This is a genomic window from Streptomyces sp. ME02-8801-2C, assembly GCF_033793965.1.
Lineage (GTDB): Bacteria > Actinomycetota > Actinomycetes > Streptomycetales > Streptomycetaceae > Streptomyces.
Window position 1 is genome coordinate 23,104 of sequence record NZ_JARAXP010000016.1, and the last position, 14,619, is coordinate 37,722.

Here is a 14,619-nt window from a genome sequence, read left to right on the forward strand (position 1 = left end):
ACCTGTCCGTAACGGGAGTACGAGTTATGCCGTAGTGCCCTCAGGGCTGGAGAACTCTGGACTACCCTGGACGCCGCACCCGCCCGAGCGAACCGGGCGGTCGGTCCGGCTGTTCACAGCCCCTACCCCACCCGCGACATCCGAGCCACCGGATCCCCCGCCTCCGGGTTGTCCGTCTCGTACTTCAAGTCGTCGCCGACCGGCGTCAGCAGCACCGTGTGTGAGCCAGTCGTGCACACGTCCCTGTTCGACTTGTCGGCGATCGATGTGACGACGAGCCTGCTTTTCGTGATCTCCTTCAGGAACAGGTCGTCGTCGCAGGTGCCCCCGATCGGGTCGGTCTGCCGGAAGGTGCCCAACTTGGCGCCCACCGCCGCCCGTTGGACCGTCACCCGGAACGTGCCCATCGACAGCGCGCCGTCGAGGGCGACGGCCGGCCCCTCCCAGGTGCCGACGTAGGACGCGGGGACCGTCATCGTGCCGCTCGCCGGTCCAGGAACCGTGCTCGGTGACGGGTTCTCGGCGGCCGGGCCGGTGTCGCTGCTCGCCGACGTGTCCTTGTCGCCGCCCTTGTCCGGCAGCAGGTCGAACACGTACACGGAGCCCACCGTGACCGCCGCCATCGCGCCCGCCACGGCGAGGGCCACCGTGCAGCTCAGTTTCCGTCCGCGCCCGCCGGCGACGGGTGCCGAGGTCGCCGCCACACTCACGGAGACCTTCCCGGGGGGCGTACGGTCGACCGGCTCAGACTCAGGATCAGGCTCGGGTTCCGCGTCGCGAGGCCCCGGCAGCACCGCGCCCGGCATCACCGGCGGCGGGCCGAACTCGCCCAGCCCCGGTCCCGCCACCCCAGGCAGCGCACCCCCCTCCCGAGCCTCCGCCACCTCCAGGTTCAGCAACGCCACCGCGCCCCGGCTGACCCGCTCCACCACCGCCCCCGGCAGCCACCCGCCCGCCACCAGCCGGGCCGCGCCCTCCGGAGCGAGCCGTCGGGCCACCTCGCCGGGGGCCGGTCGCGCGGCCGGGTCCTTCGCCAGGCAGCGCACCACCACCTCCCGCAACTCACCGTCCAGCCCGTCGAGTTCGGGGTCCTCGTGGACGACCTTGTAGAGGAGGGCGGCGGAGGAGTCACCGGGGAAGGGGGAGCGGCCGGTCGCCGCGTACGCCAGTACCGCGCCCAGGGAGAAGACGTCCGCCGCTCCGGTGACCGGCCTGCCGAGGATCTGTTCCGGCGACATGTAGCCGGGCGAGCCGACCGAGACGCCGGTGGACGTCAGGGACGCCGTGCCGTCCGTGGCCCGGGCGATGCCGAAGTCGATGAGGAGGGGGCCGTCGAGGGTGAGCAGGACGTTGGACGGTTTCACGTCCCGGTGGACGAGGTTCAGGGCATGGACGGCGGTCAGCGCCTCGGCGAGGCCGGCGCCCAGTGCCCGTACGGAGTCGTAGGGCAGGGGGCCGTCGTCCGTGATCGCGGCTGTCAGGGAGGGGCCGGCCGCGTACGCCGTCGCCACCCAGGGCACCGGGGCCTCCGGGTCCGCGTCCAGGACGGGGGCCGTCCAGGCGCCGCCGACCCGCCGGGCGGCCTCGACCTCGCGCCGGAACCGGGCCCGGAACTCCTCGTCGAGCGCGAAGTGCGGGTGCACGATCTTGACCGCGACGGTACGGCCGCCCGCGCTGCGCCCCAGGTAGACCCGGCCCATCCCGCCCGAGCCGAGCCGTCCGAGCAGCCGGTAGGGCCCCACGACGGTCGACTCGCCGACGTCCAGCGGCTGCATGACGCCCACCTCTCCCCCGTACACACACCCACACACACCCACGGCGGCCCCATGCGCCCGCCCGTCCCGCGCGCGACCAGCAGCCTACGGCTCCAGCAGGTCGACCTCCACGTCCGCGGGGAAGCCTGTCGTCGGGCCGACCCGGCGGGCGAACTCCTGTACGGCCGCCAGTTGCGGACCGCCGAAACGGAAGTCGAGGGTCGTGAAGTAGCGCTCCAGGACACCCGCGTCGAACTCCTCCCAGCGGGCCGCCTGTTCGGCGACCTTGGCGACCTCCTCGAGGGAGAGGTCGCGGGAGGCGAGGAACGCCTCGTGGACCTTGCGGGTGAGGACCGGCTCGCGGTCCAGGTAGTCCTTGCGGGCCGCCCACACCGCGAAGACGAACGGCAGCCCCGTCCACTCCTTCCAGAGGGCGCCCAGATCGTGCACCTCGAGGCCGTAGCGCGGGCCGTCCAGGAGGTTGGCGCGCAGGGCCGCGTCCCCGATCAGTACGGCCGCGTCCGCCTCCTGCATCATCAGGCTGAGATCGGGCGGACACGTGTAGTAGTCGGGTCGCACGCCGTAGCGATCGGCCAGGAGCAGTTGCGCCAGGCGTACGGAGGTGCGGGAGGTCGAGCCGAGCGCCACCCGTGCGCCGTCCAGGCGGTCCAGGGGCACCTGGGAGACGAGCACGCACGACATGACCGGGCCGTCGCAGCCCACGGCGATGTCGGGGAAGGCGACCAGGTCATCGGCGTTGCGGAGGAACTCGACGAGGGTAATGGGCCCGATGTCGAGGTCTCCGCGCACCAGCTTCTCGCTGAGCTTCTCAGGGGTGTCCTTGGTCAGCTCGAAGTCGAGGAGCGTGCCTGTTCTCGCGAGCCCCCAGTACAGGGGCAGGCAGTTCAGGAACTGGATGTGGCCGACGCGCGGCCGGGTGCGAGAATTGTCCACCTCGCGAGGCTAACCGGCCCGCCCTACCATGAGACCTCCTGGGGGTTGTCAAGAGCGCGCGCCGCCTCTCAAACGTCCGAGTGACGTGATCTTGACCTCTATTGCATTCGGGTGCCTGCATGCTAGGCTCGCCGCAAGTTGCAGTTTGGTTTCCCTTGCAGTACAGAGCCTGCGGAGCATGTGACCGCGGGCTCTCGTCGTATTCAGATGAATGCAGTTGTTTACAAGCTTTTGTTTACACCTTGCAGGTTCTGGAGCAGGGCAACCCTTTGGGCCCAAGGAGGGCTTATGGCTACCGGAACCGTGAAGTGGTTCAACGCCGAAAAGGGCTTTGGTTTCATTGCCCAGGAAGGCGGCGGCCCGGACGTCTTCGTCCACTACTCCGCGATCAACGCGAGCGGCTTCCGCTCTCTCGAAGAGAACCAGGCGGTTTCCTTCGACGTCACGCAGGGTCCGAAGGGCCCGCAGGCGGAGAACGTCACCCCGATCTAAGTCTGCGGCTCTTCTGAGTCAATTTCTCTGATCCGGAACGTGTGCAGTACCCAAGGAGCTCCGAGCCATCCGGCATCGGAGCTCCTGCCTTTTTGTCCTACACGCGTTCGACGTGGACATCGCTCGGGTTGAGCACACCCAGGTACGCCTCGATGTCCTCCGGATCGCTGGTGAAGATCACCGCACTGCCGTGTTTCACGGCGGACAGGGCCACCCAGGCGTCCACCGCATCCGGCTTCTTCTTTGCAGGGAGCTGGGCCTCCCCCAGGGCGACGCCCATACGCCGCCAGTCGATGAGGTCGGGGCCGGCCGCGCACGCGATGCACTCGGCCTGTCCGGCCCTGGTCTGCCGCATGGCCGGTTCGGACGATCGGGCCCCTGGCACGGTGCAGTCCCTGAGAACCCCGGCCAGAGCGTGGACGGCCGCCGGCCGTGGGCGCCAGACCTGGGCGAGGACCGGACCGAGCACCAGCGCGCGATGGGGGGTCGCATCGAGGCCACCGTGCAGGGCGACGGCCTTCGCCTTGCGGTCCGCGAGGGCGATCAGCATCCCGGTGTCGTACACCGGCACCCTTGCCGTCACGCGGCGTGCCCCGGGCGGGCCGCGCCACGGTCCTCACCGTAGACGAGGTTCAGCGCGGCCTCGATGTCCCGGCGTTCCTGTTCCGTCAACTCCGGTGCGGCGGGGACCGGTTCGGACTGCAGCGTCGCGGATTCCGCTTTCGCTTCCGCCTCGGCGATAAGGGCGTCGACTCCGGAGAACTGTTCCTCTATGGCCTCGGTCTCCGCCATCTGACGCGTCGCCGCATGGACGACGTACGCCGAGACATCCAGCCCCGCTCGCTCCGCGTGCCGCCTGATGCGGTCGGCCTGCTCCTGCTCAAGGCTGATGCTGATCCGGGTCCTGGTCGTCGACATGAAGCCAGTGTATGACGCGTATTACGCTCCGCTCAAGCGGAAGCGGCTCACGCGGGTCGCTCACTCGGGTTTCGGGTCGTGTTGTCAGTGGGTGCGGCTAGGGTCCCGGCCATGACTGACACAGGCGCCGCCCCGAGCGCCGGCACCGGCACCGGCACCGGCACCACCATCGAAACCGCCGCCGACACCGACTTCGTCGCCGCCACCCGGGTCTTCTACGACGCCATCGCCGAGGACTACTACGCCCTCTTCCGTTCCGGGCTCGCCGAGCAGCCACTCGAGCGGGCCCTGCTCGCCGCGTACGCCGAGTTCGTACGGGGTTCAGGGGGCGGGACCGGCCAGGTCGCCGATCTCGGGTGCGGGCCGGGGTGGGTCACCGCGCTGCTCGACTCGCTCGGGCTGTCGGTGTTCGGGCTCGACGTGTCGGCGTCGATGCTCACGGTGGCCCGGCGGGAGCATCCGGGGCTGCGGTTCGAGCAGGGGTCGATGCTGGAGCTGGACCTTCCCGACGGGACACTCGCCGGAGTGGTGTCCTGGTACTCGACCATCCACACCCCGGCGGACCAACTGCCCGCCCTCTTCGCCGAGTTCCGTCGCGTACTCGCGCCGGGCGGACACCTGCTGCTCGCCTTCCAGGCGGGGGACGTGCACAAGCACCACGACCGGCCCTTCGGACGCCCCGTGTCCATGACCTTCCAGCGGCGCCGGCCCGAGCGGATCGCCGAACTGCTGACGGAGGCCGGGTTCACGCTCACCTCGCAGACCGTGCGGGCGGCGTACGAGGAGGCCGGGGAGTCGTCCCCGCAGGCGTTCCTCATGGCCCGCAGGCCGGCTCAGTATCCGTAGTCCTTGGGGTCCGGGAGTGGCTGGTAGTCCTTGTACGACTGCCACTCTCCGGGGTTCTCCTGGATCGCCCGCAGCAGTTTCACGAAGACCTTCGAGTCGTAGAGCACCCCGCCGAGCTCCTCGGGGACCCGGACGTCGTTGATCACGGCGGTCGGGGTCCCCGGGCCCTTTCCCGGCTCGTCGCCGACAGCCTCGTAGGCGCGCTCGGCGGCGGTCACGAAGGAGCGGTACTTCATCGTCTTCACCGCCGATTCGAAGGCGGGCGTGCGCAACCCCTCGACCTGTCCGGCCAGTTCGAGGAGACGGGCGTCCGTGAAGCCGTCGACCTCCTCCTCGGGCTGGTTGGCGTACAGCACCTCGTGGTACTCGGCGAACCTGTCGGAGTCGAGCGCGGCCCGGAGCGCGTTGGCGGCCTTCTTCGAGCCGCTGCCGCCGACCCTGTCGTCCAGGAAGGAGGCGAGGGTGTATTCCACCTTCACCTCGCGTCGCAGCACGGCCCGCTGGAGTTCCGGGCCTGCGCCGGTCGTCTCGAACTCCTCGCAGAACGGGCAGCGCATGTCCTCGTACAGGTGCACGGTCACCTCGGCGGTCTGGTCGCCGACCAGGATGGTCGTGCCGTTCGGCGCGAGCTTCTCCGGCGTCTGCGCCAGGCTCTCGTACGGCTGTGAATCCTTGTAACGCTGCCCGCATCCCGCGACGAGCGACATGACCACCACCGTCATCGCGACCACTGCGGTCGTCGCGGTCGCCGTGGTCCTCGTGGTCGATGTCGTCCTTCTCGACGCGGCGAACCGCCCCCCGTGCCCTGTACGCACTTGTTGCCTCCCCAGCAATCAGCGTGACATTAGGGCATGTCCATGCGGAACGCACAGGCTTATCGGAGGGGCGGAGGGTCGGAGGGGCGGAGGGGACGGGGATCAGAGCACGCCCGCCGCAGCCAGTGCCGCCACATACCCGAACGTCATCGCCGGGCCGATCGTCGAGCCCGCGCCCGCGTAGCTGTGGCCCATGACGGCGGCGCTGGCGTTGCCGGCGGCGTACAGGCCGGGGATCGCCGTGCCGTCGGCCCGCAGGACGCGCGCCCGGGCGTCGGTGCGCAGGCCGCCCTTGGTGCCGAGGTCGCCGGGGACGATCCGGAAGGCGTAGTACGGGGGCAGCCACAGGGGCGCCAGACAGGAGTTCGGGAGGATCGCCGGGTCCGTGTAGTAGTGGTCGTAGGCGCTGTCGCCGCGCCCGAAGTCGGTGTCGTCGCCGTTCAGGGCAAGGGAGTTGAAGCGGCTGACCGTGGTGCGCAGGGCGGCGGGCGGGACGCCGATGGAGGTGGCGAGGGCGTCGAGGGTCCACGCCTTGTACGCGGCACCGGAGTTGTACCAGTCGGCCGGGAGTACGAAGGTCGGGGAGACGTCCCTGAAGAGGTAGCGGTTGCGGTAGTTCTGGTCGACGATCAGCCAGGCCGGGATGTCGGGGTCGGTGGCGTCGCGCTCGTACATGGTGTGGACGACGTCGCTGTAGGGGCCGGCCTCGTTGACGAAGCGGGCGCCCGCCGCGTTGACCAACAGGCCGCCGGGGAGGGTGCGTTCGGCGAGGCAGAAGTACGGCTCGCCGGGGAGCGGGATCGCCGGGCCCCACCAGGCGTCGTCCATCAGGGCCAGGGAGCCGCCGGCCCGTTCGCCCGCCCGGATGCCGTCCCCGGTGTTCTCCTTCGCGCCGATCGTCCACTCCGTACCGATCGGCTGCCGCTGGTACTGGGCGCGCATCGCCGCGTTGTGCTCGAAGCCGCCCGAGCCGACGATCACGCCTCGCCGGGCGCGGAGGAGACCGGGTACGCCGCCCCGTGTGACGACGGCGCCGGTGACCGCTCCGGACTCCAAGTGGAGGTCGGTGAGCGGGGTGTTGAGCCAGACGGGCACCCCCACCGACGCCAGCCCCGCCCGCAGGCCGCCCGCGAGGGCCTGGCCCATGGTGAGCGGGGTCTGCCCCTTGAGCGCGGCCTGCGTACCGCGCGCCAGGCACTCGACGGCGACGGCCGTGCCCTTCACGTTCACGGCGGCGAGGGCCAGCCACTTGTAGTCGGCACTGAAGACGACCATGCCGGCGGGGACGGGGAGGTAGGGCGGGTTGAGGTGCGCGAGTTCGGCGCCCAGGACGTTCCCGTCGAGCTGATCGGGCTCTATGGAACGGCCGTTGGGGAGCCCGCCGGGCAACTCCGGGTAGTAGTCGCTGTATCCCTCCATCCAGCGGAAGCGGAGGGGACTGTTGGCCATGACGAAGGAGAGCATGGCGGGCCCGTGGGCGAGGAAGGCCTGCTGACGCGCGGCGGGGACCTCCGGCCCGACGACCGCCGCGAGGTAGGCGGCGGCCTTCGCCGGGGTGTCCGGCACCCCGGCCGCCAGGATCACGGGGTTGTTCGGGATCCAGATCCCGGCACCGGAACGGGCGGCGGACCCACCGAAGGTGGCCGCCTTCTCGACGACCACGCAGGTCAGCCCCTGTTTGGCGGCGGTCAGCGCGGCGGTCATGCCAGCGACACCCGCGCCGATCACGACGACGTCGTACGTTCCGAGGAGGGGCGGGGCCACTGCGGCCTGGGCCGTCCCGCCTGCCCCCACCCCTACGCCCGCCGCTGTCGCTGTTGCCGCCGCGCCCGCCAACACGCCACGTCTGGAAAGGAGTTCGGTACGTCGCGTGGAGTCCATTTCTGGGTTCATGGGGCGGGAATGTCCTACTTGGGTCTTGTGAAGTCAAGCGACGTGCACCCGGAGAACCTGGTACGCCTACGGGCATGGAGTTCCTCTGCTACCACCGTGACCGGCCCGATTCCCTTGCGCTGCGCTATGAACTACTCGAAGAGCACTGGTCGTACATGGACCAGTACGCCAAGGAGATGATCGCCCGCGGCCCGACCTTCGCCGACGACGGCGACACCCTCACCGGCAGCGTGCACATCCTCGACCTACCGGATCCCGCCACGGCCCGCGCGTTCGCCTTCGACGAGCCGGGCTATCAGGCCGGCGCCTACCGTGACGTACTGCTGCGCCGGTGGCGCAACACGCTGGGACGCACGATGTGGGAGTTCCCCGGCGGCCCGGCCGAGGGCAGGCGGTATCTGGTGATCGGCCTCGGACACAGCGCGGGTGTCGGCGCCGGTGCCGGTGAGGGCGCCGACCTCGACCTGCCGTCCGACACGGAGAACCTGATCGCGTACGGCCCGCTGCTCTCCGACGACGGCACCACCTGGCTGGGCACGGCGGCCCTGCTCCGCGCCCCGAACCCGGACACGGCACGCGCCGTCCTCGCGACACCGGACCGGTACGCGGCGATCGAGGTGCACGAGTGGCAGTTCGGCGGGCGGTCCTGAGCGGGGCTCGATCCGCTGGTCAGCGGTTGGTCGGGCCGCTCGGTCGGCCGTCGTCCGGGCCGCACGCGGTCACAGCCGTGTGGCCGTGCGGATCAGTCCGGCGAGGGCGAGGGAGCGGCTGTGCGCGGGCCAGGCGATGTGGGTGACGACGAGAGGCGCGTCGGTCACGGGGACGGCGACGTGCTCGGCCCACAGCCAGGCACGGGCGGAGTCGGGGAAGACGGCCATCGTGCGCCCGAGGGCGATCAGCTGGGCCAACTGCGTCTGGTCGCGGATCTCGGGGCCGGGGCCGGGTGGGTACGTGCCGTGCCGTGGCCAGCGGGCTCGCGGAAGGTCGGGGACGTCCTCGATGTCCGCCAGGGACAGCGTCCTGCGTGTGGCGAGGGGGTGACCGGCGGGCAGGACGGCGATCTGCCCCTCGGTCATCAGCACCTCGCTGTCGAATCCGGCGAGGGAGTTGAACGGCGTGTGCATGAGCGCCACATCGGCGCGGCCGTCGCGCAGCAGCTCCTCCTGCTCGCAGAAGCCGCACGGCAGGACCTCGATGTCGGCGGCGTCGGGCTCGGCCGCGTAGGCACCGAGAAGCTTCTGCAGCAGCTCGTGAGCCGCGGCGGCCTTCACCGCCAGCACGAGACGGTTGCGCGGCCCGCCGGGACTGTCGGCGCCACCGGCACGACGGGTGCGGCGAGCGGCGGCGACGGTCGCGTCAAGGGCCGCGCGGCCCTCGTACAGCAGCACCTCTCCGGCGCCGGTCAGGCTGACACCGCGCCGGTTCCGGTCCAACAGGCAGACGCCGAGGCGCCGTTCGAGCTGTTGGATCGCCCGGGAGAGCGGCGGTTGGGCCATGCCGAGACGCTCGGCGGCGCGGCCGAAGTGCAACTCCTCGGCGACGGCGACGAAGTAGCGCAGCTCGCGGGTCTCCAGGGTGTCCGGGGGATCCAGGGTGTCCACGTCCGCAGAATACCTCTGTGATACCTGCCGGGTATGACAGGCCACCGAATCGGTGTTGGATGCGTGGGCCGTCCGCGAGCGAGCATCAACGGCATGAGCGAAACGAAGATCGCGCTGGTGACCGGCGCGAACAAGGGAATCGGGTACGAGATCGCAGCCGGGCTGGGCGCCCTGGGGTACCGGGTGGGCGTGGGTGCCCGCGACGAGACGCGCCTCGAGACCGCTGTCGAGAAGCTGCGCGCCGCGGGGGTGGACGCGTTCGGGGTTCCGCTGGACGTGACGGGCGACCGCAGCGTCAGCGCTGCCGCGGAACTGATCGAACGGCAGGCCGGACACCTGGACGTCCTGGTCAACAACGCCGGCATCTCAGGAGAGACGGGGCCGGGCTGGGGCCAGGACCCGACCACGCTCGACCTCGACGTGGTCCGCACCGTGCTGGAGACCAACGTCCTCGGTGTCATCCGGGTGACCAACGCGATGCTGCCGCTGCTGCGGCGCTCGACGTCGCCGCGCATCGTCAACGTCTCCAGTTCCCTCGGCTCCCTCACCCGACAGGCGGACCCGGACATCGAGGTCGGGCCCGTCATGGCGGCCTACGCACCGTCGAAGTCGTTCCTCAACGCCGTCACCGTCCAGTACGCCCGGCAGCTCGCGGACACGAACATCCTGATCAACGCCGTCTGCCCGGGCCTGGTCGCGACCGGCCTCAACGGCTTCTACGGCTCCCGCACCCCCGAGCAGGGCGCGGCCACCCCCGTCCGGCTCGCCACACTGCCCGACGACGGCCCGACCGGTGCGTTCTTCGAGGACGACGGCGTCATCCCCTGGTGATCCACCGAGACCCCAACTCACCTGTCTTTCAGCGGTAGTCCGCCAGGCGGCTGTGTAACAGCTGTGCTGCGGGCGTGCTGCGAGCGTGCCCGCATCGGATTTCCCGGCAGCCGCCGTGGTGATGATCGGGACATGACCACGATCACCCGCGCCGCCACAGCGGCAGCGATCTGCGCCGCTGTACTGCTGACCGGCACCGCCTGCACCGGCGACAACGACGGTGACAGCGACGGGCCGAAGGCCTCGGCCAAGAAGTCGGCTCCGGCCACACCCGCAGCCGCCGTCGAGGTTGACCAAACCAACGGCGAGAGCGTCACCGAGGCTCCGAAGATCGAGCGGAAGATCATCGCCTCGTTCGCCAACGGGCAGCTCGGTCGCGCCATCCCCCTCAAGGGCGGGCTCCGCAAGGGAACCCTCGGGATCGCCCTGAACTGCGAGGGCAAGGGCAAGGTGAAGGTCGAGGTCCAGGACCTCGGCATGACCTTCGCCGAGAACTGTGAGGCCGGCAAGGTCGTCAGCATCTACAACGAGGCGGAGATCAGCACCCCGGACCCCGACGCGTACATCCACGTCACCGGCACCTCCGGGGTGCGCTGGTCGGTCTCCGCCGGGCAGTGATGTACGCCCGCGTCAGAACACAGGCGCGCACCACCGGCGATAGGCGTCCACGTCGACGTTGCTGCCGCACAGGATGGTGACCACGTGTCGGCCCGCGAAGCGGTCGCGGTCTTCGAGGATCGCCGCGATGCCGAGCGCGGCCGACGGTTCGACAACGAGTCCGGCGTGCTCGAGGAGCAGCCGCATACCGGCGATGATCGACGCTTCCCGGACCAGGACGGCGTCGTCGGCGACCAGGAGGAGGTCGCCCAGGACGGCCGGGATGGGGCATCGACCGGCCACGCCGTCGGCGATGGTGTCGGTCGAGTCGGTGGTGACGACACAACGTTGGTGCCAGGAGTGGGTCAACGCCGGGGCGCCCAGCGGCTGGACGCAGATCACCTCGACTCCGGGTGCCGATTCCTTCAGCACATGACCCACGCCGGTGGCCAGCGCCCCACCGCCGAGAGCAATCAGGACGGTGTCGAACGACGGGGCGGCTTCCGTCAGTTCGAGGCCGATGGTGGCCGCGCCCTCGCAGGTCTCGAGGTCCAGGCTGTCCTCGACCAGCCGGATACGGTCGTACCGTGCGATGGCCGCCGCCCGCTCACGGGCCAACTCGTGGTCGCCGTCCACCAGTTCCAGGCGGGCGCCCAACGCACGGATGCGCTCCAGCTTGGTGCGAGTCGCGAAGCGGGATGCCACGACGGTCACGTCGAGTCCCCGGCAGCGACCGGACCAGGCGAGGGCTTGGCCCAGGTTGCCCGCGCTGGCGCACACAACGGCTCGCGAGCCGTTGTCGGCGAGCAGGCTCGCGATCACCTCCGTACCGCGGGCCTTGAAGCTGCGGACCGGGTTCGCCGTTTCGAGCTTGATGCTCACCGCGCACCCGAGGACGGACTCCAGCGCCTCGCAGCGATACAGCGGGGTGTCGAGAAAGACCGGGTCGATGACCCGGCGAGCCGCCCGGATCCGAGCTGTGTCGAGACGCGTCTCCTGCACGACAGAGCAGCGTAGTGCCACCATGAAGACGGTCAGGGTGGTAGCCCTCAGTGGCCCCGGCCGTCCCGGCGGCCCAGCAGCGTTTCCGTCTCCTCCCACGCCTGGGCGCTCAGCAGGGGCCGGAAGCGGGTGAACAGGGCGAGGAGGTCCGGGCCCCACTGTTCGCGGAACACCGGGTTGATCCGTGCCAGGTCGAGTTCGTTCGCGGCCGTCAGTTCGGCGAGGTCCTCGCGGTGACCGCGGGTCATGGCCCGGGCGCCGCCGATGAAGCGGTCGTGGAACGGCGCGTTCGGGGTGGCCAGGCCCGGGTAGGTGGCCTTGCGGTCCATGGCGGCGTACACGTGGACGATCTCCTCCGCCTCCGAGCCGATCACCCTCGCCAGCTCTGCGCGACGGTCCAGGGTGAGCAGGGCGGTGGGGAAGCCGTCGGTGCCGTAGGCGGCGTGGCAGAGACCCGCCAGGCGGAGGGCCGGCCGGGCGTCCCAGGCGGCGAGCAGACGGTAGACCCGGCAGAGGTGGGCGAGCAGGGTGCCGCCGGGGTGCCCTATCTGTTCGGCACCCAACTGCCTCAGGAATCCGACGGTTTGGGCCGCCGTTGACGGGACGACAGTGGGCGGAGAGGGTGAGGGAAGGGAAGCGGACATGGGGTGGCGTCCTCTCGGTGCGCGAAAGGTCGGCACCCGTCCGCTCCCCACCCTTTGGTCCGGACCCCGGCGGGGGCGCGGGACGGGTTGCCGCCTGGGCCCTGCAACGATCGTGACGTACCGGTCCGTAGCCAGTCAATCCTAAGGTTCTGTCACCAACTCCAAGTATTTACTTGGGGGTTGGGTCGGGTGTTAGCTGGGTGGTGTGACCCTGGACGACCTGCGTGTCTTCGTCGCCGTGTGCCGGGCCGGGAGCCTGAGCGCGGTCGCGCGTGACCTCGCGTGCACTCAGTCGGCCGTCAGTCAGCATGTGAAACGGCTGGAGCGGGAGACGGGCGTCGCCCTGCTGGAGCGGCATGCGCGGGGTGTCGTGCCGACCGCGGCCGGGCGAGTGTTGCAGGCCGCCGCCTCGGAGGGCATCGCCGGGCTGGATCTCGCGCTGCGGAGCCTCAAGGATCTCGTCGACGGTGAGACCGGGTCGGTGCGGGTCGCCACCGGTGCGACGACCGTGCGGCACTTCATGGCGGAGGCGGTGGTCGCCTTCCGGCGTCAACACCCCAGCGTCAGCCTGGAGTTCCGTACGGAGAACTCCAGCCGGGGGTGTTTCGCCGCGCTCGCCGACAGCGAGCTTGATCTCGCGTGGGTCACCATCGGGGCGCCCGTGCGGGGCATCGAGCAGCGGGTGGTGATGGAGCTGCCGTGGGTGCTCGCCGTACGCGCCGGTGATCCGCTCGCACGGCGGGCGTACGCCGAGGCGGACGATCTGCGCGACCTGCGGTTGATCCGGCTGCCGCCGAACTCGACGTCCGCCGCCCAACTGGACGCGGCGTTCGCGGAGGTGGGGGCGCGACCGGCGTTCGACACGAGTGTCGCCGACTGGGACACGGCTTTGCTGCTCGCGGAGTTGGGGCTCGGGTACGCCATCGTGCCCGCCGTCCCTGACCTGCCGGTGCCGGGCGCCGAGGGGCCTGTGCGGTTGATTCCGCTGCCCGCGCTTCGGCCGTTGGCCGTGGGGTGGGCTGTGCGGCGGTGGGACGCGCTGAGTCCGGCGGCGCGGGCGTTCGCGGACACGGTGGCGGCGAGGAAGGGCGCCGGACGCTGAGTCTCTCCTCCCACTCAGTTCGCCCCCCGCGTCCGCCCCACGACCTCGCCCTTCCCGTTCGCCACCAGTGAAGCCGTGTCGTCGCCCGCCCCTGTCACACTCACCCTCAGGTTGAGTGAGCCGGTGAGACGGTCGGCCGTCAGTTGCCAGGACTGGGGAGAGCGGACGCCGAGAGCCGTCCTCGCCTCCCTCACCAGGGCCGGGATGCGCTCGTACGGCAGGGAGTTGGGGTCGAAGAGCGGGGGCTGGGGGCCCGAAGGCGGGAACACCACCGACAGTGTGCTGTCCTCGACGGCCAACACGAGCGCCTGGCCCTTGCCGCTCCTGGTCAGCGACTCGACGGCCTGCCGCAGCTCACCCTCGTCGAGGAACGACTGCCCCGAACCCAGGACGACCGTGCCGGACACCGACGACACCACCGTGGTGTTCATCGAGGACGACGATGACGAGGAGGACGAGGAGGAGGGCGAGGGAGAAGACGGCGCCGAGGACGACGCCGAGGGTTTGCCCGCGTCCGCGTCCGAGCCGCCGAACAGGTCTGCGCCGAACACCAACAGAACCACCGCCACCCCGACCAGAAAACCGAAGAGGCCGGCCACAGCGACCCCGTCGCTTACGCTTTCCCGTGGTTCCTTCACCAGCGTCGACTCGGGCGCCGAGTCGATGACCGCGTCGGCCGCCCTGCGCTGCCATTCCGGAGTCGGCTGCTTGACGAGCCGTACCTCCCACGGCCGGTCCGGCGGGTACTCGACGACCCGGATGTCGCGCGGCTGGTAGTCGGGGACGTCCACGAGGTTGACCCGGTCGATCACCCGGGCGCGGAACACGGGTGCGTCGTCCGGGGCGACCGTGAGGTCGAAGTCGATCGGTACGTTCGACGACAGTTCGGACCCGCTGGCTTTCAGGCTCTCGACCATCGCGAGCGCGGTGACGGGGACGAGGGCCGCCCTACGAGCCCGTTCCGGGGCGCGGGAGAGGTGGTTGAGCAGTCCGTAGACCACCGGGAGAACGAGGCTGCCGATGATCAGCTGCCCGTCCCTGATGATGCAGCCCACCACGAAGGCGGTCGGCGAGACTCCCGCCACGCAACTCGTCAGGAACCCGCGGACGACGTCCAGCGGCCTGCTGTCAGTCGGCGGCGCGCTCGTGGTGGTCGTCTCCGTCATGGCG

General features: G+C 70.5%; 16 protein-coding genes. 6 read left to right on the plus strand and 10 right to left on the minus strand.

The features are described 5' to 3' along the window. Window positions 1–122: 122 nt before the first annotated feature. Window positions 123–1,775, minus strand: coding sequence for a serine/threonine-protein kinase (locus tag PV396_RS36055; protein ID WP_319211980.1), 1,653 nt, complete (start codon window positions 1,773–1,775; stop codon window positions 123–125). Between the two features lie 84 nt (window positions 1,776–1,859). Then, a complete protein-coding gene (locus PV396_RS36060) occupies window positions 1,860–2,708 on the minus strand; it encodes a menaquinone biosynthesis protein (protein WP_319211982.1) in 849 nt (282 codons plus the stop codon). A gap of 288 nt (window positions 2,709–2,996) precedes the next feature. On the opposite strand from PV396_RS36060, the gene PV396_RS36065 reads away from it, so the two are divergent. Continuing rightward, on the plus strand, window positions 2,997–3,200 hold the full coding sequence (locus PV396_RS36065; RefSeq protein WP_053740801.1) for a cold-shock protein: 204 nt from the start codon (window positions 2,997–2,999) through the stop codon (window positions 3,198–3,200). 97 nt (window positions 3,201–3,297) lie between these two features. Here the strand turns inward: PV396_RS36065 and PV396_RS36070 are convergent, their stop codons facing one another. Together PV396_RS36070 and PV396_RS36075 are read right to left on the minus strand one after the other, a co-directional pair. Beyond that, window positions 3,298–3,783: a hypothetical protein gene (locus PV396_RS36070; protein WP_319211985.1), complete on the minus strand. Its 486-nt coding sequence runs from the start codon at window positions 3,781–3,783 to the stop codon at window positions 3,298–3,300. Then, complete coding sequence (locus PV396_RS36075) at window positions 3,780–4,118, minus strand: hypothetical protein (RefSeq protein WP_319211987.1); 339 nt, start codon at window positions 4,116–4,118, stop codon at window positions 3,780–3,782. Before PV396_RS36075 ends, PV396_RS36070 begins: the two co-directional genes overlap by 4 nt. 111 nt (window positions 4,119–4,229) lie before the next feature. Between PV396_RS36075 and PV396_RS36080 the strand changes: the two genes are divergently transcribed. After that, window positions 4,230–4,964, plus strand: coding sequence for a class I SAM-dependent methyltransferase (locus tag PV396_RS36080; RefSeq protein ID WP_319211989.1), 735 nt, complete (start codon window positions 4,230–4,232; stop codon window positions 4,962–4,964). Here the strand turns inward: PV396_RS36080 and PV396_RS36085 are convergent. Further along, window positions 4,952–5,686: a DsbA family protein gene (locus PV396_RS36085; RefSeq protein WP_319212229.1), complete on the minus strand. Its 735-nt coding sequence runs from the start codon at window positions 5,684–5,686 to the stop codon at window positions 4,952–4,954. The two genes, PV396_RS36080 and PV396_RS36085, sit on opposite strands and share 13 nt — an antisense overlap. A 195-nt stretch (window positions 5,687–5,881) precedes the next feature. Continuing rightward, window positions 5,882–7,660 (minus strand): 3-oxosteroid 1-dehydrogenase, encoded by a 1,779-nt coding sequence (gene kstD / locus PV396_RS36090; protein WP_319211991.1) that lies wholly within the window; start codon window positions 7,658–7,660, stop codon window positions 5,882–5,884. Between the two features lie 86 nt (window positions 7,661–7,746). Between kstD and PV396_RS36095 the strand changes: the two genes are divergently transcribed. Further along, window positions 7,747–8,322: a YciI family protein gene (locus tag PV396_RS36095; protein ID WP_319211993.1), complete on the plus strand. Its 576-nt coding sequence runs from the start codon at window positions 7,747–7,749 to the stop codon at window positions 8,320–8,322. A 69-nt stretch (window positions 8,323–8,391) separates the two neighbouring features. On the opposite strand, the gene PV396_RS36100 is transcribed toward PV396_RS36095, so the two are convergent. Continuing rightward, window positions 8,392–9,273, minus strand: coding sequence for a LysR family transcriptional regulator (locus tag PV396_RS36100; RefSeq protein WP_319211995.1), 882 nt, complete (start codon window positions 9,271–9,273; stop codon window positions 8,392–8,394). A 93-nt stretch (window positions 9,274–9,366) separates the two neighbouring features. On the opposite strand from PV396_RS36100, the gene PV396_RS36105 reads away from it, so the two are divergent. Both PV396_RS36105 and PV396_RS36110 read left to right on the plus strand, forming a co-directional pair. Continuing rightward, the gene (locus PV396_RS36105) at window positions 9,367–10,104 is read left to right on the plus strand and encodes an SDR family oxidoreductase (protein WP_319211997.1); all 738 of its coding nucleotides are present in this window, start codon (window positions 9,367–9,369) and stop codon (window positions 10,102–10,104) included. Between the two features lie 132 nt (window positions 10,105–10,236). Beyond that, complete coding sequence (locus tag PV396_RS36110) at window positions 10,237–10,722, plus strand: hypothetical protein (RefSeq protein WP_319211999.1); 486 nt, start codon at window positions 10,237–10,239, stop codon at window positions 10,720–10,722. 12 nt (window positions 10,723–10,734) lie between these two features. Here the strand turns inward: PV396_RS36110 and PV396_RS36115 are convergent, their stop codons facing one another. Next, a complete protein-coding gene (locus PV396_RS36115) occupies window positions 10,735–11,703 on the minus strand; it encodes a threonine/serine dehydratase (protein WP_319212001.1) in 969 nt (322 codons plus the stop codon). Window positions 11,704–11,750: 47 nt separating this feature from the next. Next, entirely contained in the window at window positions 11,751–12,347 is a 597-nt protein-coding gene (locus PV396_RS36120; RefSeq protein WP_319212003.1) for a DUF6817 domain-containing protein, read from the minus strand. Window positions 12,348–12,552: 205 nt separating this feature from the next. Here PV396_RS36120 and PV396_RS36125 point away from each other — a divergent pair, with 205 nt between their 5' ends. Beyond that, a complete protein-coding gene (locus PV396_RS36125) occupies window positions 12,553–13,449 on the plus strand; it encodes a LysR family transcriptional regulator (RefSeq protein ID WP_319212005.1) in 897 nt (298 codons plus the stop codon). 14 nt (window positions 13,450–13,463) lie between these two features. On the opposite strand, the gene PV396_RS36130 is transcribed toward PV396_RS36125, so the two are convergent. Continuing rightward, complete coding sequence (locus tag PV396_RS36130; RefSeq protein WP_319212007.1) at window positions 13,464–14,615, minus strand: hypothetical protein; 1,152 nt, start codon at window positions 14,613–14,615, stop codon at window positions 13,464–13,466. Window positions 14,616–14,619 lie beyond the last annotated feature (4 nt).

Bases quoted from the DNA above. Each gene is read 5' to 3' on its own strand.
- kstD (WP_319211991.1), bottom strand. From the start codon at position 7,660: ATGGACTCCACGCGACGTACCGAACTCCTTTCCAGACGTGGCGTGTTG.
- PV396_RS36080 (WP_319211989.1), top strand. From the start codon at position 4,230: ATGACTGACACAGGCGCCGCCCCGAGCGCCGGCACCGGCACCGGCACC.
- PV396_RS36095 (WP_319211993.1), top strand. From the start codon at position 7,747: ATGGAGTTCCTCTGCTACCACCGTGACCGGCCCGATTCCCTTGCGCTG.
- PV396_RS36055 (WP_319211980.1), bottom strand. From the start codon at position 1,775: ATGCAGCCGCTGGACGTCGGCGAGTCGACCGTCGTGGGGCCCTACCGG.
- PV396_RS36085 (WP_319212229.1), bottom strand. From the start codon at position 5,686: ATGACGGTGGTGGTCATGTCGCTCGTCGCGGGATGCGGGCAGCGTTAC.
- PV396_RS36105 (WP_319211997.1), top strand. From the start codon at position 9,367: ATGAGCGAAACGAAGATCGCGCTGGTGACCGGCGCGAACAAGGGAATC.
- PV396_RS36120 (WP_319212003.1), bottom strand. From the start codon at position 12,347: ATGTCCGCTTCCCTTCCCTCACCCTCTCCGCCCACTGTCGTCCCGTCA.
- PV396_RS36130 (WP_319212007.1), bottom strand. From the start codon at position 14,615: ATGACGGAGACGACCACCACGAGCGCGCCGCCGACTGACAGCAGGCCG.
- PV396_RS36075 (WP_319211987.1), bottom strand. From the start codon at position 4,118: ATGTCGACGACCAGGACCCGGATCAGCATCAGCCTTGAGCAGGAGCAG.
- PV396_RS36110 (WP_319211999.1), top strand. From the start codon at position 10,237: ATGACCACGATCACCCGCGCCGCCACAGCGGCAGCGATCTGCGCCGCT.
- PV396_RS36065 (WP_053740801.1), top strand. From the start codon at position 2,997: ATGGCTACCGGAACCGTGAAGTGGTTCAACGCCGAAAAGGGCTTTGGT.